A 21,379-nucleotide genomic window follows, 5' to 3' on the forward strand; every position below is an offset into this window, starting at 1 on the left:
CAATCTCCTTGGTTATTTCATTAAATAACTTTGTTTCAACACCCCCCCCCCGGGCCCACTTCCTTGGGGGGGGGGGGGGGGGGCGGCGCCCGGGGGGGGGCGGGTGGGGGGGCCGCGCCCGGCCCTCTCCCCACCGTCCGCAAGGAGCACCTGCTATGAGCAAGAGCCAGACCAGAGTCGTCGTGACGGGTCTCGGTGCAACGACCCCACTCGGCGGAGACGTACCGTCGACCTGGTCCGCCCTGCTCGCCGGCGAGTCCGGGGTCCGCACACTGGACTGGGAGGGCGTCGAGGACCTGCCCGTCCGGTTCGCCGCGACGCTGAAGGTCGACCCGTCCGAGGTCATGCCCAAGCAGGCGCTGCGCCGGCTCGACCGCAACCAGTCGATCGCGCTGATCGCCGCCCGCGAGGCGTGGACCGACGCGGGGTTCGCCCCGCCCACCTCCCGCAAGACCAAGAAGCCGGAGGAGCAGTCCGGCGTCGAGGGCGGCTTCGCCGTGGACGGTGAGCGTCTCGGCGTCGTGTTCTCCAGCGGCATCGGTGGCCTGCACACCGCGCTCAACAGCTACGACGTCTACCGGGAGAAGGGCTGGTCGCGGGTCTCGCCCTTCACCGTCCCGATGCTGATGCCGAACGGCGCGTCCGGGCACGTCGGCATCGAGTTCGGCGCGATGGCCGGCTCGCACGCCCTGGTCAGCGCCTGCGCGTCCAGCGGCGAGGCGGTCGGCTACGCGATCGACATGATCCGCGCGGGCCGCGCCGACGTGGTGATCTGCGGCGGCACCGAGTCCTGCATCCACCCGCTGCAGATGGCCTCGTTCGGCGCAATGCGGGCGATGTCCACCCGCAACGAAGAGCCTGAGCGCGCGTCCCGTCCCTACGACAAGAACCGCGACGGGTTCGTGCTCGGCGAGGGCGCCGCCGTGCTGATCCTGGAGTCGGAGGAGCACGCCCGCGCCCGCGGCGCGCAGATCAACGGCTTCGCGGCCGGCTGCGGCTACTCCGGCGACGCCTACGACATCGTGCTGCCCGACCCGAGCGGTTCCGGGCAGGCCAAGGCGATGCAGCGCGCCCTCAAGGACGCCGGCCTGGACGCCGCCGACATCGTGCACATCAACGCGCACGCCACCTCGACCCCCGCCGGCGACGTCGCGGAGCTCGCCTCCATCAAGGCGGGGCTCGGCGAGGAGGCCGCCTCCCAGGTCGCCGTCACCGCCACCAAGTCGATGACCGGGCATCTGCTCGGCGGCGCCGGCGCGCTGGAGTCGCTGTTCACGGTCCTCGCGCTGAAGGAGGGGCTCATCCCGTTCGTCGCCAACCTGGAGGACGTCGACGACGGCGTCGACCTGGACATCGTGCGCGACGAGCCCCGCAAGATCCCGGGCGGCCCCGCCGCGGCGCTCAACAACTCGTTCGGTTTCGGCGGCCACAACGTCTCCGTCGCCTTCGAACGCTGTGTCTGATTGCAGTTCCCTTGGCGTCAGGCGCTAGAGCGCCTTCCTTCGGCGGGAACCGCGGTGCGATCGCTGCATCGCTCCGGCTCGCCTAGAGGCTCGCTGCGCGATCAGGTTTCTCGCTTCGCTCGAAACCTGCCTTCGGACGCGTTCGCGACTGCTCAGGTTGTCGCGGGGTTGCGGTGTGGGCTGAGGCGCATGGGAGAGACGGCGATCGCACCGCATTGCCCGCCGACGTAGGGCCGCGGCGCCCTTGGCGTCAAGCGCTGCAGCGCTTGACGCCAAGGGCACTGCGAACTAAACCGCCGCGTGAAGCCAGCGGACGGGTGCGCCGTCCCCGGCCCGGCGGAAGGGCTCCAGTTCGTTGTCCCACGGCGTGCCGAGCAGACGCTCCAGCTCGTTCTCCAGTGTGATCTTGCCGACGGCGGCGTTGGCCATGACGGAGCGGAGCCGGTCCTCGGGGATCATGATGTCGCCGCTGGCCCCGATGGTGCCGGTGAACACCCCCAGGGACGGGGTGAAGCTGAAGCGGACGCCGTCGCTGCCGGGGGTGGGGTCCTCGGTGGCCTCGAAGCGCACCAGCTTCCAATTTCGCAGCGCCGAGGTGATGCCCGCGGCGGTGCCGGGGCTGCCCTCCCAATGCAGCTCGGCGCGCAGCGTTCCCGGCGCGGCCGCCTGATCCGCCCATTCAAGGGAAACGGGCACACCGAGAACACCTGCGGCGGCCCACTCGATGTGAGGGCTCAGCGCAGGCGGCGCGGAGTGGACGTAGAAGACGCCACGTGCGGTCACCGGACCTCCTGGATCTGTACCGAGGCTCGTCTTCCCCTACGGCCTCGTACGTCCCAAGTCGGCGTCCGCGTCCCTCATTGTGCATCATCGGCACGTGTCGCACCACCGTGAGTTCGGCGTTTGTTGAACGCTTGACCGCAGGATGCGCAACATTCACGGGCGCTGACCGACAAGGTTAACCGGTGGCAGGCCCCCGCGAGGCAGAAGCGCACAACGCGGTGAGGCCGCGTCCGGCCGCCGATCCCCGTCCACCTCCATCACCCAACGTGTGTGTTCCGGCACTATGGGTGCACACACCGAAGGCGAGAGCGAGGGCCGATGTTCGATCAGCAGGCGCGGCTGGAGCGGGTGCTGGCGCGGCATCCCGACGCGGTGGTGGTGGAGCCGGTACCGGGACGTCCGGCGCTGATCCGCCGGAACGAGATCCTGGTCGCCGGACGTGACGCCGGCGCCGCCGAGACCCTGGTGCGGCGCTGGTGCGACTCGCGTCACGACGAGCGCGCCGTCACGCGGCTGCGGCTGCGCCCGGCGGCGAAGGTCGACGTGTGCGAACTCTCCGCCCGGTTGAGCGCGGACGCGCTCGGCTCGGACGGGCCGGCGGCTGGCGGGCGGCGGCGCCGGCTGAGCGTGTCGCCGAACCATCTCGTCCACGGGCAGCCGATGTGGTGGAGCGGGCCCGCGGACCTGCCGCGCCCCGCCTCGCCGGTGCCCGCGCCGGAGGCCGCCACGGCGCGCCGGAACGTGACCGTCGCGATCCTGGACACCGGCCTGTCGCCGCATCCGTGGTACGAGGACGCCGAGTGGTACCGGGAGCAGCGCGACGAGGTCCGGGAGGTCCTGGACGCCGACCTGGACTTCGACCTGGACGCGCAGGCCGGGCACGGCACGTTCGTCGCGGGCGTGGTGCTGAGGCACGCGCCCACCGCCCGGCTGCGGGCCCGGCGCGTCATCGGCGGCGACGGGGTCGGCGACGAACTGGACGTGATCCGGGCGCTGGAGTGGCTGGCGGAGTGGGGGCGGGCCGACGTCGTGAACATCTCGCTCGGGTGCCATACCTTCGACGACCGGCCCTCGCCGGTGCTGGCGCGCGCGATCGCCGCGCTCGGCCGCCGGACGGTCGTCGTGGCGTGCGCGGGGAACGCGGCCGGGGACCGTCCGTTCTGGCCCGCCGCGATGAAGCCGGTGATCGGTGTCGCGGCGCTGGACGGCGGTGACCGGGCCTGGTTCTCCAACCACGGCTGGTGGGTGGACGCCTGCGCGGAGGGCGTGGACGTGGCCAGCGCGTTCGTGCGGTTCGACGGGACGCGTCCGCCCGTGGGCGGCGTCGACCCCGACCGCTTCGACGGCTTCGCGACGTGGAGCGGGACGTCGTTCGCGGCGCCGGTGGTGGCGGGCCGGATCGCGGGGCTCGCGGCGGCGGAGGGCCTCGACGCGGTCGACGCGGCGGACCGCGTCCTCGACCCGGTGGCGCACCCCGCCCTCCCGGGCCTCGGCGTCGTCGTCGACTCCGGGAACGACGCGACCGCAAAGCGTTAATTTCCAACACAGAGTCACCTGTACATGCCATAGGGTTAACCTTCGCGGGGGGCCTCGGGAGGAGACTTCGGTGGTCCATTGGGACGATGGCACGGATGAGCTGGTGGTCCGGGCACGCGACGGCGACGGTGCCGCGTGGGCCCGCCTGGTCGAGCGGCACAGCGGGCTGCTGTGGTCGATCGCGCGCTCGCACGGGCTGAACGACGCCGATTCCGGTGACGTGGTGCAGACGACGTGGCTGCGGCTGGTGGAGCGGATCGACGGGCTGCGCGATCCGTCCGCGACGGGTTGCTGGCTGGCGACGACCGCGCGGAACGAGAGCCTGCGCCTGGTGCGCCGGCGGGGACGCGACCTGCCGGTCGTGCCTGCGCCGCGGGCACCGGAGCCGCCGGCGCCGGAGCCGGGCCCCGACCGGATCGTGCTGGGCCGCGAGCGCCTGGGCCGGGTCGGTGCGGCCCTGGAGTCGCTTCCGCGGCGCTGCCGGACGCTGCTGCGGCTGTTCGCGCTCGCGTCGAGCCACGCCGAGCTGGCCGCCGCGCTCGGGATTCCCGTCGGCAGCGTCGCCCCGACCAGGGCGCGGTGCCTGAACGCGCTGCGGAGGCTCGTCCGGTGAACGACGATGAGCTGATGGCGGGCGTCCGCCACGCGTTCGAGGTCATGGATCCCGTGCCGGAGAGCGTCCTGGCCGCCGCGCGCGCGTCGATCGCGTGGCGGACGCCGTCCGCGACGCTGGCGGAGCCGGCGCAGGACCGGGCCGCGCGGACCGCGGCCGGGGTCCGCGGCGGGACGGGCAGGGTGCTGACCTTCACGTGCCCCGGGTCGACGGTGGAGATCGAGGTGTCGGAGAACGGCCGGGACCGCGAGATCAACGGGCGGCTCGTTCCGTCGTCGTCCGGCCTCGTCCAGGTGCGGCACCGGGACCTGCCGCCGGACGGGATCAGCACGCGCGCCGAGTCCGCCGGGCTGTTCTGCGTGCCGCGCGTGCCGGCGGGCCTGGTGAGCCTCGTGTTCCGGCTGGACGACGGCACGACGATCGTCACGAGCTGGATCCGCCTGTGACGGGGGCGGGTGAGCGCGAACTCCTCCTGCTGGCGGCGATGGACCCGGAGACCGCCTTCGCGCGGGCGATGGCCCTGCTCGACCGGGGCGGCGGGGTGCTCGCGCTGCGCATCGCCGGCCTGGCCGCCAAGGAGCTGGGGCGGCTGGACGAGGGCCTCGCCTTCCTTCACCGTGCCCTGGAGGCGGCCGGCGGCGCCGACGACGCGTACTCGGCGGCGCAGGTGCGGATGAATCTCGTCGGCCTGCTCACGGCACGCGGTGACGTCTCTGAAGCCCTCGTTCACGCGCATGGGGCGGAGATCGTCCTGCAGGGCCCGGACGCAGACCGTCTGGCCGCCAACAAGGCGTGCGCTCTGGCGAGGGCAGGGCGGCTGGACGAGGCACGCGAAGTCGCCACCCGAGCCCTGCCCCGCCTAAGGGAGGGACACGATCCGGCCGTGCTCAACGGCCTGCTCACCAACCTTGGGCTCGCACTGGCGTTCCGTGGCGATTTCGACGGCGCGGAGACGGCTCTGGCGGAGGCGGTCGCCGTCGGTGAGGCCGCCGGGCTGCGTCACCAGGCGGCGATGTCCAAGGGCAATCTCGCTTTCGTGGTGTCGCGGCGTGGGGACGTCCCGCGCGCGCTCGGGCTCTTCGCCGAGGCCGAACCCCACTTGACCGGTGAACGCTTGGCGCAATGCCGGTTCGATCAGGCGGAGACCCTCATCATGGCGGGACTGCCAGGCGAGGCGCGTCCCGTCCTCGTGGCGGCCCTGGACGCCGCCACGGTGAACGGCTACGGGTGCGACATCGCGGACGGGTTCCTCCTTCTCGCCCACGCCGAACTGGCCGACGGGAGTCCCGAGCGGTGCACGGACGCGGCCGAACGAGCGCGCGCCATGTTCGCCGAACAGGAACGGACGGGGTGGATGCTGCTGGCCGAGCACGTGTTGCTCAGGGCACGGTGGGCGTCCGGTGAACGCTCGGCCGTCCTGCTCCGTTCGGCGGAGGCCACGGCCGCGCGGCTGGAAGGCGGCGGATGGTCCGATGCCGCCGACGAGGCCCGTATCGTCGCCGCGCGCGTGGCGCTGGCGCTGGGCAGACCCGCCGGGCACCTGCTGTCACCGGTCGGGCGATCGCGCGGCTCCGCGTCCGCCCAGATCGCCGCCTGGCACGCCGTCGCCCTCGAACGCGCCGCACGCGCCGACCATGGGGGCGCGGTAGAGGCGGTCAGGGCCGGGCTCCAGGTGACCGAAGACCACGCGGAGGCGCTCGGTGCGCTGGACCTGCGGGCCCGCGCGATGGGATTCGCCACCGAACTGTCCGAACTCGGCCTCGGCCTGGCGTGCTCGGCGCCGGAACTGCTCGCCGTCGAGGAACGGCGGCGGGCGATCGCGCGCCCGGCCCGGGTCCGCCCTCCCCGGGACCCCGAGCGGGCCGCGGCGCTGACCGCGCTGCGCGCCCTCAGCGTCGAGCACACCGCGGGCATGGCCCGGGGAGACGTCCCGCCGGTCCCGCCGGACGACGTGGCGGACCTGGAGGCGGTGGTGCGCGCACGGACGCGGCGCCGCCCGTCGGGTGCGTCCCCGCCGCACTCCCCCGGCATCGGCGAGATCGCCGCCGCGCTCGGCGACCGCGCCCTCGTCGAGATGATCTCGATCGGTTCCGAACTGCACGCGGTGACCGTCGCCGGCGGCCAGGTCAGCCGCCATCACCTCGGGACGTGCGCCGACGCCGTCCGGGAGACCGGCCTGATCCGCTTCGCCGTCCGCCGCCTCGCCGCCGGCGACTCCCCGGAGGAGCTCTCCGCCCTCACCAGCGCCGCCGCGCGGCTCGACCGGCAACTGCTCGGCCCGCCGGGACACGACATCGGCGACCGGGAACTCGTCATCGCCCCGACCGGCGCGCTGCACAGCCTCCCCTGGGCCGTGCTCCCGTCGCTGGCCGGACGCCCCTTCACGGTCGTCCCGTCCGCCGGCGCCTGGCTCCGCGCCTGCGAACCCGGCCGCGGGGACGGGCACGTCGTCCTCGCCGCAGGCCCCGACCTCCACCACGCCGAACATGAGGTCGCCGCCCTGCGACGCATCCACCCGCGAGCGATCGTCCTGGACGGCTCGGACGCCCGCGCGGAACCGGTCCGGGACGCCCTCGACGGCGCCCTCATCGCCCACTTAGCCGCCCACGGTGAGTTCCGTGAGGGCAACCCCCTGTTCTCACGGCTGCGTCTCGCCGACGGGCCGCTGATCGTCCACGACCTGGACGAGCTGACCGCCCCGCCGGGCATGCTCGTCCTGTCGGCGTGCGACATCGGCCGCGCCGGCGAAGGCGACGCCGTGCTCGGCATGGCGGGCGCCCTCCTCGCCCTGGGCACCGCCACGGTCATCGCCAGCGTCGCACCGGTCCGCGACGCGGCGACCCCGGAGTTCATGTCCGCCTTCCACACCGCCGTGGCCGCCGGCCACGCCCCGGCGCACGCCCTCGCGGCGATCCCGCGCCCCCCGGGAGTGGCCGGGTTCCTGTGCCTGGGCGCCGGCTGACGACCGCGAGGCCGCCACCGGCGGCGGCCGCCCGAGCAGCCGTCGCCGGTGGCGACCCGGTCAGCCGTCGCCGGTGGCGACCGGGTTGGACGGATCCGTCACCCAGTCGGACCAGGAGCCCACGTAGAGGGCGGCGGGGATGCCGGCGAGGTTGAGCGCGAGGATCTCATGCGCGGCCGTCACCCCGGAGCCGCAGTACGCGCCGACGTCGAGGGCGTCCGTGGCGCCGAGCTCGGCGAAGCGCTCGCGCAGCAGGTCGGGCGGCAGGAACCGGCCGTCCACGCCGACGTTTCCGGACGTGGGGGCGTTGCGGGCGCCCGGGATGTGCCCGGCGACGGGGTCGACCGGCTCCTGTTCGCCGCGGTACCGCTCGGCGGCGCGGGCGTCGAGGAGAACCCCGGCCGTGGCCAGTTCGGCGGCGCCCTCGGCGTCCAGGACGGGCAGCCGGCCCGGGTCGGCGATGAAGTCGCCCGGCTTCACGTCGGGTTCGACCGTGCTCACCGGCCGGCCCGCCTCCGTCCAGGCGTGGTAACCGCCGTCCAGGACCCGGACCCGCTCATGGCCGAAGTACCGCAGGGACCACCACACCCGCGCGGCGGCCATGGAGTCAGCGTCGTCATAGACCACGACGCGGCTGTCCTCCGAGACGCCGGCGCGGCGCATGGCCGACTCGAAGGCGACGGGTTCGGGGAGGGGATGGCGGCCACCGGGCCCCGGCGGCCCGGCCACGTCGCGGTCGAGGTCGACGAAGACGGCGCCGGGCAGGTGCCCCTTGCGATAGGACTCGATCCCCGGGGGCCCCGCCAGATGCCATCGGACGTCCAGCAGGACCACGGGCGTCTGCCGCCGGAGCAGCCGGTCCAACGCGGGCACTTCGATGAGAGGGTGCACATCGCCAGTTTGACCGTCGGCACCCGGATTAGGGAGGGGCGAATCCGGGTTCATCTCACATCTCCCCTGGCTCGTGCCATATCGCAGGATGTCAGGACCGGGTCGTGCTCAGCAGCGGCACGAGCTGCTCCGCGGGGACGAGCGAGCCGTGCATGCCGACCATCCGGTTCAGCCACGGTTCCCGCTCGGACGCCACGATCGCCAGATCGGCGTGCGGGACCGCGACCACGTCGCCGATGCGTTCCAGCATCCCCGGGCCGAGCGGGCCGAACCAGCCGCCCTCCACGGCCGCCTCGCGCGGGAGCACCCATGCCCGGTCGCCGAGCAGGGCCGTCCATGCGGCGAGCACGTCCCCGTGGGCGCCCGGCTCGCTGTAGACGTACCGGGCGCGTGCGTCCCCGCCCAGAAGGGCCACGCCCTCGTGCAACTCGGGAACGGTATCGACGTCGACGCGTTCGGTGGGGTCGACCATGCCGTGGTCGGCCGTCACGTAAAGCGCCGACCCGGGAGGCAGGACGGCCGCGATCTGCTGGACGAGGACGTCCACGAACCGGAGTTGATGCCGCCAGTCGTGGGAGGCGACACCGAAACGGTGGCCTGTCGCGTCCAGGTCGGCGTGGTAGGCGGTGACATACGAGCGGTCGCCGCGGCGCAGCGCCAGCTCGATCCGCCCGACGAGCTGGCCGAGGCTCTCGGCGCTCAGATAACGGGCGCCTCGGGTGGTGGCACGGCTCAGACCGGACCCGCGGTACTGCCGCAGCGAGACGTACCCGGTCTCGACGCCGTCCGCCGCCGCCCGCTCGTACACGGTCGGGACGGGCTGGAACGTCTCCGGATCGGCGTCGTCGTCCTTCCACAGCAGGCAGTTGAGCAGCCTGCCGGTGGCCGGGACCGCCATCTGCAGACCGAGCAGCCCGTGCGCGCCCGGCGGGGCGCCCGTCCCCAGGGAAGCCAGGCTGGTGACCGTCGTCGCCGGGAACCCGGCCGTGATCGGGCCGCCTTCCATCGCGTTCAGGAACGGGGCCTCGTCCGGATGGGCCTTGAGCTGCTCCCAGCCGAGGCCGTCGACCAGCAGGACGCACGCGCGCGGCAGCGCGGGCAGATCCAGGACGTTCGCCGCGTCCGGGACACCGAGCGATGCCAGCACCGACAACGGGAGATCGGCGAGCGCGCCCGCCCCGTACCGGGGAACGGGCGGCTCCATGCTCGGAGCCGTCACCCGGTCACCGGGCCGGCGTCTCGGACACCGCCGCCGACAGCTCCTCGGCGAACGCCAGCACATGGCCGACGGCGTCGGCGCCGTCGGCGGCCTCGCTGACCCGCAGCGAGAGGTCGTCGGACGTGACGCTGCCCGTGTAGCCGTGGTCGGCCTCGCAGTTCTCGTCGCCGCACGTCGCGGGTTCGAGATCGATGTGGGCGATGGCGCCCCAGCCGATGGTGAGCACGACCTCCGTCGGCGGCACGCCCGGCACGTACGACGCCGGGTCCGGGACGACGCGTGTCACCGCGACCGACTGGACGCGTTCCAGCTTGACTGCCTCGGTGGTCGTGGACGCGTGCGGACGGGCCATGCCCTCACCCGGCGGGTGCTCGTCGGTGTGGCACACCAGCAGCCGGCTCGCCGACAGGACGAGCACGGTCACATGGCGCCGCACCTCCATCGCCGGGTCGAACGTCGCCTCATGGTGGACCACATAGGCGACGACGGGCTCGTTTCCAACGGCCGACTCGACCGCGTCCGCGACCAGGGCCGGGTAGTAACCGCTGCGGTCGATCGCCGTGCGCAGACCGCTCACCGTCGCTCGGGTTTCCCTCATGGCCCCATCCTGCCCTGTTCAGGGCCGGACGTGCACATGACGGTCCCGGCGCACGGTCATTCAGCCGGCCGCGGCCACGGAACCGGCCGCCGGGCACGGAACCGGCCGCGGGGTACGGGACCGGCATGCGGGTACGGGACGAGCATGGACGAGAAGCCGCTTCCGACTCCGCAGCCGGTCCCGCCGCCCACCCCGGATCCGGCGCCCGCCCCCGAACCGCTGGTGCCGCCCACCGAGCCGCCGCCCGGACCGTCCCCGAAACCCGCGCCGCAGCCGCCGGGGCCCGTCCCGCCGGGGCCGTCGCCCGAACCCGTCCCGCCGGGCCCGCCGCCGGAGCCCACACCGCCGGGCCCCGCGCCCGAGCCGAGCCCTCCCGCACCCGACCCCGACCCGGTCCCGCCGGGCCCGGAGCCCGATCCCATCCCGCCGACGCCGGGGCCCGGCCCGCCGAACCCGCCGGGCCCGCCCACCTGACGGACGTCAGGACAGCCGGCGCGGCCCCAGTTCGGGACGCGGCCCCAGCGGACGCTCCAAGGTCAGTGCCACCCGGCGCACCGTGACACCGGAGGCGTCCGCGACGACCGGGTCGAGTTCCAGGCGCGCCACCTCGGGAAGGTCGTAGCCGAGGCGGGACGCGCGCAGCAGCAGTCCCTCCAGGGCCTTCAGGTTCACCCGCTCCGCGCCGCGGTGGCCGAGCAGCAGCGGAGCCGTCCGGATGGCGCGGATCATCTCCGCCGCTTCCACGTCCGCGAGGGGCGACAGCCGGTAGGCGCGGTCGTCCAGCAGGGCGGCGGTCTCGTCGGCGATGCCGAACGACACCAGCGCGCCGAACGAATGGTCCTCCCTGATCACGATGCAGGTCGGCACCCCGTCGGCGTCCCCGCCCCCGGCGATCTCGATGCCGTAGCAGGACAGCAGCTCAGCCGCCTGTTTCGGCGTGGCCTCCACCGGGCCGCCGGAGCCACCGGGGCCGCCTGCGCCCTCCTCGCCGTCGTCGCCGGCGTCGTCGCCGGCGTTGAGCCACTCCGCGACCAGCTCCCGCGCGCGGTCGCGGTCCACACCGTCCAGCTCCGCGGTGTGCCCGGCGGGGCGCTGCCGCCACTGCGCGTACCGGATGACGTACGCCAGCGCCCTGACGGCGTCCTCCGGTGAGGTGTAGGACGGCACCGAGCCCTCCGCGGCCATCCCGTCCGGCCCGGTGACGCGCAGGTCGGCGGGCATGCCCTCGGTGCCCAGATAGGTCGCCACGATCGGCTTCGCGCTCCCGGCGGCCAGCCGGAGGATCTTCTCGGGGACGCGCACGTCGTAGCCCCCGATCGTCGGGGGCGTGAACAGCGCCACCACCGCGTCGACGGTGTCGTCCGCCAGCGCCGAGGCGAGCGCCGCCTCGTAGTCGTCGGCGTCCGCGCGCGGCCCGAGGTCGATGCGGGGCCTGACGTCCAGCCCGAGCGCCACCGCCTCGTCCTGCGCCAGCAGCCCCAGCGAGTTGGAGTTGTCGATGATCGCGACGCGGTCGCCGGCCGGGAGCGGCTGGTAGGCCAGTACCTGCGCCACGTCGAACAGCTCCGACAGGTCCTCCACCCGGATCACGCCGGCCTGCTCGAACAGCGCACTGACCGCGTGGTCGGGCAGGGTCAGCGCGCGTGCCGCATGCCCGATCGGGACGCCCTGCGTGCTGCGGCCGCTCTTGACGGCCACGATCGGCTTGCGGCGGCCGAGCCTGCGCGCGAGCCGCGCGAACTTGCGGGGGTTGCCCAGTGACTCCAGGTACAGCAGGACGGCCTTGGTCGCCGGGTCCTCCTCCCAGTACTGCAGGAGGTCGTTGCCCGACACGTCCGCCCGGTTCCCGGCGGAGACGAACGTGGACAGGCCGAGGCCGCGCTCGGCCGTCCGCTGCAGGATCGCGATGCCGAGCGCACCGGACTGGGAGAAGAAGCCCACCGGCCCCCGTCCCGGCATCGTCGGCGCCAGCGTCGCGTTCAGCCGGACGTCCGTGTCCGTGTTGGCTATGCCGAGGCAGTTGGGCCCGACGACGCGCATCCCGTAGGCGCGCGCGAGCCGCACCAGTTCCTCCTGCCGGGCACGTCCTTCATCGCCGATCTCACCGAAACCCGACGACACGACGATCAGACCCCGGACGCCCTTGCTCGCGCACTGCTCCACGACCTCGTGGACGGCGTCCGCCCGCACCGCGACGACCGCGAGATCGACATCGTCGGGAATCTCCAGGACGGACGCGTACGCCCGCACCCCCGCCACGGCCACCGCCGTCGGATGCACCGGGTACACCGGCCCGCTGAAGTCCCCGGCCAGCAGGTTGCGCAGCACGGTCTGCCCGACGCTGTGCTCGGCCCGGCTCGCCCCGATCACCGCCACCGAACGCGGGAACAGCAGCCGCTGGATCGACCGCGACTCCGCCCGGTGCTCGCGGGCCGTCATGACCTCCATCGACGTGTCGGTCGGCTCCAGGTCCAGGACGAGCTCGATCACGCCCTCCTCGAACCGCTGCTCCGCCCGGTACCCCGCCTCGCGGAACACCCGGGTCATCCGCCGGTTGTCGGGCAGGACGCTCGCCACGAACCGGCGCACGCCCCGCTCCCGCGCCGCCGCCGCGATGTGCTCCAGCAGCACCGGCCCGAGACCGCGCCCCTGATGCGCGTCCTCCACGAGGAACGCGACCTCCGCCGTCTCCTGCCGGTCGCTCAGCAGGTCGTAGCGGACGACCGCCACCATCACCTCCCCGATCGTGGCGATCAGCGCGACCCGCCGGTCGTGATCGACGGTCGTGAAGTGCGCGACATCACGGTCCGACAGGTGCGGGCGCGGCGAGAAGAACCGGTAGTAGATCGACTCCGGGGACAGCCGCGCATGGAACTCGCGCAGCAACCCGCCGTCACCGGGCCGTATAGGACGCAGATGGGCCGTCCCGCCGTCGCTGAGGACGACGTCGGCCTCCCACTGATCCGGGTAACGCTCGGTCACGTACCCGAGGGTAAGGCACGGACCCGCGGGCGCCCGCGCCAGGAAAAATTCTGCTTCCCCACTTTCGCTGCGCGTTCGAGACCTATTCGGGGCTCAAGAGCTGTTACGGTCGTCCACACGCCCTGAATTGCCGCTCGCGCGGGCCGTGTTGATCGAGGTGATGACTCCATGACGCGCGTGGTCGTGGTCGGCGATCTAATGACAGACACCGTGGCGCGTGCCGCCTACCCCTTGGCCAAGGGGAGCGACACGCCGGCCGCCGTGTCGATCCACGGAGGCGGCTCCGGCGCCAACGTGGCCGCCTGGCTCGCCGTGGAGGGGATCGACGTCGCCTTCGTCGGCCGCCGCGGCTCCGATATCGCGGGCCGGAACCGAGACATGGAACTCATGGGGTACGGCGTCGACGCCCGCCTCGTGATGGACGGCGACCGTCCCACCGGCACCTGTGTGGTGATGGTCACCCACAAAGGCGACCGGACGATGCTGTCCGACCCGGGCGCCAACGCGGCGCTCCTCCCCGAGGACATCGAGCGCTGCAGGGACCTGTTCTCCCAGGGCACCCACCTGCACCTGTCCGGCTACGCCCTGATCAACGAGGGCTCCCGGAAGGCCGCCATCCACGCTCTGGAGCTCGCCCGCAAGGCGCAGATGTCGGTCTCGGTGGACGGCGGCTCGTCCTCCCCCCTCAAGCGGATGGGCGCCGAGCCCTTCCTCGAATGGACGCAGGGCGCCCGCCTCCTCGTCGTCAACGCCAAAGAGGCCGAGATCCTCACCGGCCGCGACACGCCCGAGCAGGCCGCCAAGGTCCTCACCGCCTGGTACCCGCAGGTCGTCATCAAGACCGGCGCCGACGGCGCCCTCTGGTACACCAACGGCCGCCCCGAACCCATCACCGTGGCCGCCGAACCCGTCGAGAAGATCGCCGACGGCACCGGCGCCGGCGACGCGTTCGTCGCGGGCTTCCTGCCCCCGTGGCTGGACGGGAAGCAGCCCGCCGACGCCCTCACCGCCGGCTGCCGCCTCGGCGCGCAGGCCATGAAGAACCTGGGCGCCCGTCCGACCCTCGATGTCGTCGACAACCAGATCAATTGACCCGCTCCCCGGCCTGAAGAGGCCGGGGCCCCGTCCTGCGCCGACTCGTCCTGCGTCGGCCCGTCCGGGACGGCATTTCCGCGGCTTCCCGCTTCATCGGCGACCGCCACGGCGAACCGCGTTGCTGCCCGGCCAGGGTCAGGCGACCGGGGTATAGGTCCGGACGTCCTCCCGCACGGCCGCCCACAGGCGGTTGAGGGGGTGGCCGGCGTCGTAGCGTTCCAAGTCCGCGCGGCGGACGAAGGCGCCGGTCATGAGCTCCGCCTTCGGCTCCAGGTCGTCGTGGAGGCCGATGGCGCGAAGCGGGACGGTGTCCGGTTCGTCCTGGGCCGCCATGCCGCGCCCGATCGAACCGGTGACGATCATGCAGCCGCGGACGAAGCCGGAGCGCAGCAGGGAGAGGCCGTAGTGCACGTCGTCGATGTCGGCGACCACGGTGAGGCGGTCGCGGAAGTTCGCCCCGTACCAGGTGGCGAGCAGATCGGCGACGAGGCCGGCGGGCGGGACCACCAGCGGGATGCCGGCGAGGCGGCTCGTCTCCACCGGCGTGTCCGGCAGCTCGGACACCGGCAGGTTGGTGAGCAGCAGGGCCTGGCCCCGGGCGTACTCGATGACCTCGTACTCCTTGAAACGCAGGTCGCCCTCCGGGGTGCTGACGATGCTGCCGCAGATGAGGTCCACCTGGCGGGTCTCCAGGCGCGACCACAGGTCCTTGGTGCGGACGTGGGCGACCTTGAACTCCACCTCGCGCTGCCGGAACTCCTCCGATACGCGGTTCCAGGCCCGGGAGACGATCGGAAGGGTGAACTCGGTGGTGCCGACGGTGAGCATCCTGCCGAGGCGGCGCCGGCTCCAATGAATGGACTCCAGCCATTTCCCGAACGTCTCGCACGCCAGTTCGACCGTGGTCTCGCCGGTCGGGGTGAACAGGAAGTCCTTGCCGCGGCCCTGGCGGACCGTCAGGACCTCGCCGCAGAGTGTCTGGCTGTTGCGGTTCAGTGTGTCGAGCTGCTTCTGGACGCTGGACTGCTCACGACCCAGGACGCGGGCGGCCCGCAGCGCGGACCCCGTCTCGTGCACCACCAGAAGCGTCCGCAGTTGGTCGAACGTCATGTCCAACAGCCCGGACGGGCATTCCAGGAGCGCGTCAAAGGTCGGCGACACGGGGAGCGACATTACTACCTGTCCATCAAATGGCCGATTGGTTAGTTGAGCGGTAAATGATGACATTTCCCGCTGAACTTATCTCAAGATGTACTTCCAAACAACTGGACAGAGTTTTCTAACCTCTAGAACACTTCCTCGTGCGAGCCACTCCCCCGCCGCCGTCACTCCGTCCAGCAAGGACGGCGGCGCTCCCGGGCGTGCCCCGGCGGTGCCGGCCGCCGGGGCCGCCGCCCGGCGACCCGACTCCCGTTCGCCGCGGCACTTCTCCGCCGCGGCGCCGGGGCCGGACGCCGGCCCGTGCGCGGGGCCGCGCGCACGGGCCGGCCCGATCGTCCCGCCCGCGCCCACGGGGGCGCGCGGGCGCCGGACGGTCGTCACCGGTCGACCTAGTTGGGGGTGGCGAGGGTCAGGGGGAGGATGCGGCCGGCGCCGGACTCCTTCAGCAGGCGGGTGGCCACGGTCATCGTCCAGCCGGTCTCGACCCGGTCGTCGACCAGGAGGATGGGGCCCGGGTTCTCGGGGAGGGCCTCCGCCAGGCCTGCGGGGACGGCCAGGGTGTGCCAGACGGAGCGGAGTCGCTGGGCGCTGTTGTGGCGGCGCGGGACCGGCTCGCCGACGGGGGCGAGTTCGCCCAGGTAGGACAGGCGGCCGATCTCGGCTATGCGGTGGCCGAAGGTGCCGACCAGGCGCGGGCGGGAGCGGGAGCCGATCGTGACGACGCCGGTGGGGCGGGCGGGCCAGTCCCAGGCGGCGAGGACCTTGACGACGGCGTCGACCAGGTCGGCGGGAACGTCGGAGTCGTCGGCGGAGAACAGCTCGCGCAGGCGGTTGCCCCAGCCGATGTCGGTGAGACGGCCCAGGGCGCGGCCCGTCTCGGCCTGGAGGCCGGGCTTGATGCGGCCGGAGACGCCCAGGTCGTCCTTGACGCCGGTGGGCCACATGCGGCGGGGCGCTATGTCGACGCCTGGGCGGTGGAGGCGCTCGCGGGCCCGGGTCGTGCTCTCCTGGCCGACGTCGGCCGGCCAGTGACGGCCCGTGCAGTTGTCGCAGCGGCCGCAGGGGGCGGCGGCGGGGTCGTCCAGCTGGCGGCGCAGATACTCCTCCCGGCAGGCCGGGGTCGCGATGTAGTCGAGCATCGCCTGTTGTTCGCGGCGGCGTTCCGCGGTGACGCGTTCGTAGCGTTCGCGGTCGTAGGCCCAGGGCAGGCCGGTGGCCGTCCAGCCTCCCTTGACGCGGCGGGCGGCGCCGTCCACGTCGAGGACCTTGAGCATCATTTCGAGGCGGGCTCGGTTGAGGTCGACCAGTGGTTCCAGGGCGCCGGTGGACAGGGGGCGGCCGGCGGTCTCCAGGACGTCGAGGGTGTCGCGGACGACGGGCTCCGGTGGGAACGCGAGGCCGGCGAAGTAGGCCCAGATGTCGCGGTCCTCCCGGCCGGGCAGGAGGATCACCTCGGCGCGGTCGACTCCGCGGCCCGCGCGGCCGATCTGCTGGTAGTAGGCCACCGGGGACTGCGGCGCCCCCACGTGGACGATGAAACCGAGGTCGGGTTTGTCGAAGCCCATGCCGAGGGCGCTGGTGGCGACGAGGGCCTTGAGCTTGTTGTCCTGCAGGTCCTGCTCGGCCTGGAGGCGCTCGGCCTGCTCGGTCTGGCCCGAATAGGCGGCGACCTCGTGGCCGCGGTCGCGCAGGTGGCCGGTGATCTCATGGGCGGCGGCGACGGTGAGCGTGTAGATGATCCCCGAGCCGGGGAGGTCGGTGAGGTGCTCGGCCAGCCAGGCGATGCGCTGCTCGGCGGTGGGGAGCGCGACGACGGCCAGGTGCAGCGACTCGCGTTCGAGGGCGCCGCGCAGGACGAGGGCATCGTCGCCGGCGAGCTGCTCGGCGACGTCCTGGGTGACGCGGGCGTTGGCGGTCGCGGTGGTGGCGAGCACCGGGATGCCGGGCGGCAGTTCGGCGAGCAGGGTGCGCAGCCGCCGGTAGTCGGGGCGGAAGTCGTGGCCCCAGTCGGAGATGCAGTGCGCCTCGTCGACGACGACGAGCCCGGCCCCGGCGGCGAGCTTGGGCAGGACGAGGTCGCGGAAGTCGGGGTTGTTGAGCCGCTCCGGGCTGACCAGGAGGACGTCGACCGCGCCCTCCTCGACCTCGTCGAAGATCCGCTCCCAGTCGCCGGTGTTGGACGAGTTGATCGTGCGGGCGTTGATGCCCGCGCGGCCGGCGGCCTCGATCTGGTTGCGCATCAGCGCCAGCAGCGGCGAGACGATCACGGTGGGGCCCGCGCCGCGCTCGCGGAGCAGCCGGGTGGCCACGAAGTAGACGGCGGACTTGCCCCAGCCCGTGCGCTGGACGACCAGGGCGCGGCGCCGCTCGACGACGAGGGCGCGGATCGCCGTCCACTGGTCGTCGCGGAGCCGTGCGTGGTCGCCCGCGAGGGAGCGCAGGCAGCGCTCGGCCTCGTCCCGCAGTCCGTCTGAAGTGCTCATGCGTCCTTGGTACCAGCGGTTCGGAAGGCAACGCACCAGAATCGTGTTCTGTGGATGGCGGGCCGCGGCGGTTGGGGACATGGGGGGCGCGGGTAGCCTGCCTACCAAGATCGGTTCGACTGCGAGGGGGCACGAGCGGGGGATGGGCGCGGCGGAGCGCGTGCTGGGGCCGGTTGCGGCCGAACGGCTGCGGGAGTCGAACGCGGCGCACCGCCTGAGGCGGACGTGGCAGGTCCTGATGGACGGGGTTCCGCCGGAACCGCCCGAGGAGGAGCCCAGCGAGGCCGTCGACCCGCGGGCGATCGACCTCGTCCTGCGCGTCGGTGAGCTTCTGCTGGCCAGCGGCGAGACGACCGAGCGGGTGAACGAGGCGATGCTCGGGCTGGCCGTCGCCTACGAGCTCCCCCGCTGCGAGGTCCAGGTCACGCTTACCAGCATTCTGGTGTCGGCCCATCCGGGGAAGGGCGCACCGCCCATGACGGGGACGCGGGCCATCCGGCGCCGTACCCCCGCCTACTGGCGGCTCACCGCGCTGCACCAGCTCGTCCAGGACGCGTCCATCGGCATGCTGGAGCTGGACGAGGCCCACATGAGGCTCGCGGAGATAAAGCGGGGCCGCGCCCCGTACCCCGCCTGGCTCCTGGTCGCGTCACTGGGGCTCATCAGCGCCTCCGGCAGTGTGCTGGCCGGCGGTGGACCGCTCGTGGCGACCACCGCGTTCGCCGCCACCCTCCTCGGCGAGCGGACCGGCGCCGTCCTGGCGCGCCGCGGAATCGCGGAGTTCTTCCAGCTGGCGGTCGCCGCCGCGATCGGCGCCGGGGCCGCCGCGATACTCGTGGTGACGGTGGGCGAGCCCGGCCAGGCCGCCGCGATCGTCACGGGCGCGATCCTGGCCCTGCTGCCGGGACGCCCCCTGGTCGCCAGCATCCAGGACGGCATCACCGGCGACCTGGTCAGCGCCGGGGCCCGGGTCCTGGAGGTCTTCTTCATCGTCGCGGCGCTCGTCGCGGGGCTCGGCGCGGTCGTCTACGTCGCGGTCAGCCTGGGCGCGCCGATCGACGTCAGCCACCTGCCCACCGCCCCGGCGACGCTGGAGCCGGTCGCGGTCGTCGCCGCCGCCGCGATCTCGCTCACGTTCGCGGTGTCCCTCGCCGTTCCGCGGGACGTACTGCTCGCCGCGGCCCTGGGCGGCGCGCTGATCTGGGTGCTCTACGTCCTGACGCGGGGATGGGGTTTTCCGCCCGTCCTGGCGGCGGCCGTATCGGCCACCGTCGTCGGTGTGGCGGCCAACTGGCTCGCCCGCCGGCACGGTAATCCCGTCATGCCCTACGTGGTCCCGGCCATCGGCCCCCTTCTGCCGGGCACGGCGCTCTACCGGGGCATGGTGGAACTCAACACCGGGTCACCGGAGACAGGGGTGCTCAGCCTCATCGGCGCCGTGTCGGTGGCCCTCGCCCTGGGCGCCGGCGTCAACCTCGGCGGTGAATTCATCCGGGCGTTCCAGCATGTCGGGTTGAGCGCGTCCGGACGCTGGGCCCGCCCCGCGGCCCGCCGCACCCGCGGCTTCTAGCGCGCACCATCGCCGTGGGCCGGTGCTCGGTGCTCGTTTTGTCGGTGCTCGTTTTGTCGGTGGCGGACGTTACGTTCGCCGTATGTACCGACAGGGAGACATCCTGATCCTGCCCGTGCCGGAGGAGGCGGTTCCGCAGTCCGTGCGGAACCTGCCGCCCGCCCCGCGGGACGGCCGGGGGCGCATGGTCCTCGCCCTCGGCGAGGCCACGGGGCACGCGCACGCGCTGGCCGCGCCCGGGTCACTGCTGCGCGTCCCCGATCCGCTCACTCCCGATCACCTTCACCTGCCGGCCGGCGGGCGGCTGGTCCATGAGGAGCACGCGGCGATCTCACTGCCCAAGGGCTGGTACCGGGTGGTCCGCCAGCGCGAGTACGTGCCCGGCGCCGTCCGCGTCGTGGCCGACTGAGGGAGGTCGCGATGCTCACCGGGACAATGCGCGAATCGCACTTCGTGGTCGCCGACTGGCAGTCGGTGGCGTTCGGCACCGGGCCCGCCGACCGCGACCGGGCGGAGGCGGGCGTCGCCGCCGCCTACGCGGCCGCCGGGCTGGACGCCCCCGAGCGGTACCTGTGGATGCCCTCCCCCGCGCGCGGAGCCGTCACGGCGGCCGTCCTGAACAGGCGCGGCGACGCGGGCGCGAGCGTCCTGAAAGAGGTGCGGACGCGTCCATGGGAGGCGGAACGCACCGCGGCCTGCTCCGAACAGGGGCCGGAGCAGTGGCCGCGGGTGTGGGCCGAAACGGGCGGCCTGCTGTGGAACCAGGTGCAGGCACTCGTCGCGCGCGTGCGCGGCGCCATCGGTGACCTGGCACTGGACGGGCCCGAGGCGTCACCGCGGGCGGAGGCGGCCTCGTCCGTGCTGCGGGGCGCGACGCTCGACGCGGTCCTCGGCCAGCATGACGCGCCGTGGCTGGCGCTGTTCGAGACGCTCGGGCGGCTCGACGGCCCGCTCGCCGGCCTCGCGGAGGTCGCCCGTTCCGCCGGCTGGTGGTGGCCGTACGAGCGGCTGGTGATCCTGACGGAACGCCCCTGCGACCTGCATCGTGACGAGCCGGGGCGGCTGCACCGGGGCGACGGCCCGGCCCTCGCCTACCCGGACGGGTTCGCACTGCACGCCTGGCGCGGCATGCCGATCCCGCCCGATTTCATCGAATCGCTGACCGACCTGACGCCCGCCCGCATCACCTCGGAAGACAACGCCGAGCTGCGCCGGGTGATGCTGGAGATCTTCGGTTACGACCGCTATCTGGCCGAGACCGGCGCGCGTCCCCTGCATCAGGACGAGACCGGTGTCCTGTGGTCGATCGACCTGCCCGGCGACGAACCGTTCGTCATGGTGGAGGTGGTCAACTCGACACCCGAACCGGACGGCACGCACCGCACCTACTATCTGCGCGTCCCGCCGACCACCCGCACAGCGCGCGCGGGCGTCGCCTGGACGTTCGGTGTGGACGAGGCCGACTACCACCCCGAGAAGCAGACCTGAGCCTGCGGACGGCCGGGTTCGTCCCGGCCCGGCGGGTGTCCCCTGGTCGCACTTCCCCAGTCGCCAAGGGACGCCCGCCCCCCTCTCGCCTTCAGGGGGCCGCCGTCTGCGCCCAGGTGACCTTTCCGTCGGAGGTGGAGCGCCACCCCCAGGACCGTGACAGCGCGCCGACGAGCATGAGGCCACGGCCGCCTTCGGCCTGGAAGTCCACGATGGGCACCGTCGGCCCGTCCGGGTTGTCGTCCCACACCTCGACCATGGCGGTCTTGTCGTCGGGCAGGTAGATGACGAGCGTGACGGTGTTCGCGTGGCGGATCGCGTTGGTGACGAGTTCGCTGGTGATGAGTTCCAGGTCGCCGTTGACGTCCTGGCGGTCCCACCCCTCCAGGGCCGCGCGCACGGAGTCGCGCGCCGCGCGCACGGCCGCGTCGACCGGTTCGAGCGCGAGGACGAAGTGGGGTCGCTGTCGATGGTCCACGAAACCGCCTAAAATTCACCGGCTAACGCAAGCATGCGCTCTCTGAGACGGTCGTGC

The 21,379-nt window shown here is 73.2% G+C and carries 18 protein-coding genes; 10 read left to right on the plus strand and 8 right to left on the minus strand.

The features are described 5' to 3' along the window. Positions 1-155: 155 nt before the first annotated feature. Entirely contained in the window at positions 156-1,463 is a 1,308-nt protein-coding gene (locus ACGFK0_RS03210) for a beta-ketoacyl-[acyl-carrier-protein] synthase family protein (protein WP_392899299.1), read from the plus strand. Between the two features lie 288 nt (positions 1,464-1,751). Here ACGFK0_RS03210 and ACGFK0_RS03215 read toward each other — a convergent pair whose 3' ends face one another. Next, positions 1,752-2,246: a DUF3145 domain-containing protein gene (locus ACGFK0_RS03215; RefSeq protein WP_392899301.1), complete on the minus strand. Its 495-nt coding sequence runs from the start codon at positions 2,244-2,246 to the stop codon at positions 1,752-1,754. Positions 2,247-2,564: 318 nt separating this feature from the next. Here ACGFK0_RS03215 and ACGFK0_RS03220 point away from each other — a divergent pair, with 318 nt between their 5' ends. The 4 genes from ACGFK0_RS03220 to ACGFK0_RS03235 all read left to right on the plus strand — a co-directional run bounded on the left by ACGFK0_RS03220 (position 2,565) and on the right by ACGFK0_RS03235 (position 7,357). After that, positions 2,565-3,782: a S8 family serine peptidase gene (locus tag ACGFK0_RS03220; RefSeq protein ID WP_392899304.1), complete on the plus strand. Its 1,218-nt coding sequence runs from the start codon at positions 2,565-2,567 to the stop codon at positions 3,780-3,782. A 70-nt stretch (positions 3,783-3,852) separates the two neighbouring features. Next, positions 3,853-4,395: an RNA polymerase sigma factor gene (locus ACGFK0_RS03225; protein ID WP_392899306.1), complete on the plus strand. Its 543-nt coding sequence runs from the start codon at positions 3,853-3,855 to the stop codon at positions 4,393-4,395. Then, entirely contained in the window at positions 4,392-4,841 is a 450-nt protein-coding gene (locus ACGFK0_RS03230; RefSeq protein ID WP_392899307.1) for a hypothetical protein, read from the plus strand. Before ACGFK0_RS03225 ends, ACGFK0_RS03230 begins: the two co-directional genes overlap by 4 nt. After that, positions 4,838-7,357 (plus strand): CHAT domain-containing protein, encoded by a 2,520-nt coding sequence (locus ACGFK0_RS03235; protein ID WP_392899309.1) that lies wholly within the window; start codon positions 4,838-4,840, stop codon positions 7,355-7,357. Before ACGFK0_RS03230 ends, ACGFK0_RS03235 begins: the two co-directional genes overlap by 4 nt. Positions 7,358-7,417: 60 nt before the next feature. Here ACGFK0_RS03235 and ACGFK0_RS03240 read toward each other — a convergent pair whose 3' ends face one another. From ACGFK0_RS03240 to ACGFK0_RS03250, 3 genes are all read right to left on the minus strand, one after another. Next, on the minus strand, positions 7,418-8,248 hold the full coding sequence (locus ACGFK0_RS03240; RefSeq protein ID WP_392899311.1) for a sulfurtransferase: 831 nt from the start codon (positions 8,246-8,248) through the stop codon (positions 7,418-7,420). Positions 8,249-8,339: 91 nt separating this feature from the next. Next, positions 8,340-9,452: an alkaline phosphatase family protein gene (locus ACGFK0_RS03245; RefSeq protein ID WP_392899599.1), complete on the minus strand. Its 1,113-nt coding sequence runs from the start codon at positions 9,450-9,452 to the stop codon at positions 8,340-8,342. Between the two features lie 19 nt (positions 9,453-9,471). Beyond that, complete coding sequence (locus ACGFK0_RS03250; protein ID WP_392899314.1) at positions 9,472-10,065, minus strand: DUF5998 family protein; 594 nt, start codon at positions 10,063-10,065, stop codon at positions 9,472-9,474. A gap of 144 nt (positions 10,066-10,209) precedes the next feature. On the opposite strand from ACGFK0_RS03250, the gene ACGFK0_RS03255 reads away from it, so the two are divergent. Further along, a complete protein-coding gene (locus ACGFK0_RS03255; RefSeq protein ID WP_392899317.1) occupies positions 10,210-10,539 on the plus strand; it encodes a hypothetical protein in 330 nt (109 codons plus the stop codon). A gap of 6 nt (positions 10,540-10,545) precedes the next feature. On the opposite strand, the gene ACGFK0_RS03260 is transcribed toward ACGFK0_RS03255, so the two are convergent. Next, a complete protein-coding gene (locus ACGFK0_RS03260; RefSeq protein WP_392899319.1) occupies positions 10,546-13,047 on the minus strand; it encodes a GNAT family N-acetyltransferase in 2,502 nt (833 codons plus the stop codon). 168 nt (positions 13,048-13,215) lie between these two features. Here ACGFK0_RS03260 and ACGFK0_RS03265 point away from each other — a divergent pair, with 168 nt between their 5' ends. After that, positions 13,216-14,139: a carbohydrate kinase family protein gene (locus ACGFK0_RS03265; RefSeq protein ID WP_392899321.1), complete on the plus strand. Its 924-nt coding sequence runs from the start codon at positions 13,216-13,218 to the stop codon at positions 14,137-14,139. Positions 14,140-14,277: 138 nt separating this feature from the next. Here ACGFK0_RS03265 and ACGFK0_RS03270 read toward each other — a convergent pair whose 3' ends face one another. Next, a complete protein-coding gene (locus tag ACGFK0_RS03270; RefSeq protein ID WP_392899324.1) occupies positions 14,278-15,303 on the minus strand; it encodes a LysR family transcriptional regulator in 1,026 nt (341 codons plus the stop codon). 389 nt (positions 15,304-15,692) lie between these two features. After that, a complete protein-coding gene (locus ACGFK0_RS03275) occupies positions 15,693-17,786 on the minus strand; it encodes a RecQ family ATP-dependent DNA helicase (RefSeq protein ID WP_392899327.1) in 2,094 nt (697 codons plus the stop codon). A gap of 238 nt (positions 17,787-18,024) precedes the next feature. On the opposite strand from ACGFK0_RS03275, the gene ACGFK0_RS03280 reads away from it, so the two are divergent. The 3 genes from ACGFK0_RS03280 (at position 18,025) to ACGFK0_RS03290 (ending at position 20,844) form a co-directional block, all read left to right on the plus strand. Next, positions 18,025-19,356: a threonine/serine exporter ThrE family protein gene (locus tag ACGFK0_RS03280; RefSeq protein WP_392899602.1), complete on the plus strand. Its 1,332-nt coding sequence runs from the start codon at positions 18,025-18,027 to the stop codon at positions 19,354-19,356. Between the two features lie 82 nt (positions 19,357-19,438). Next, positions 19,439-19,765, plus strand: coding sequence for a hypothetical protein (locus tag ACGFK0_RS03285; protein WP_392899329.1), 327 nt, complete (start codon positions 19,439-19,441; stop codon positions 19,763-19,765). A gap of 11 nt (positions 19,766-19,776) precedes the next feature. Further along, positions 19,777-20,844, plus strand: a complete 1,068-nt coding sequence (locus ACGFK0_RS03290; RefSeq protein WP_392899332.1) for a DUF6745 domain-containing protein — start codon at positions 19,777-19,779, stop codon at positions 20,842-20,844. 91 nt (positions 20,845-20,935) lie between these two features. On the opposite strand, the gene ACGFK0_RS03295 is transcribed toward ACGFK0_RS03290, so the two are convergent. Then, on the minus strand, positions 20,936-21,322 hold the full coding sequence (locus tag ACGFK0_RS03295; protein ID WP_392899334.1) for an ATP-binding protein: 387 nt from the start codon (positions 21,320-21,322) through the stop codon (positions 20,936-20,938). Between the last annotated feature and the right edge of the window lie 57 nt (positions 21,323-21,379).

The organism is Spirillospora sp. NPDC048823 (assembly GCF_043198445.1).
Taxonomy (GTDB): domain Bacteria; phylum Actinomycetota; class Actinomycetes; order Streptosporangiales; family Streptosporangiaceae; genus Spirillospora.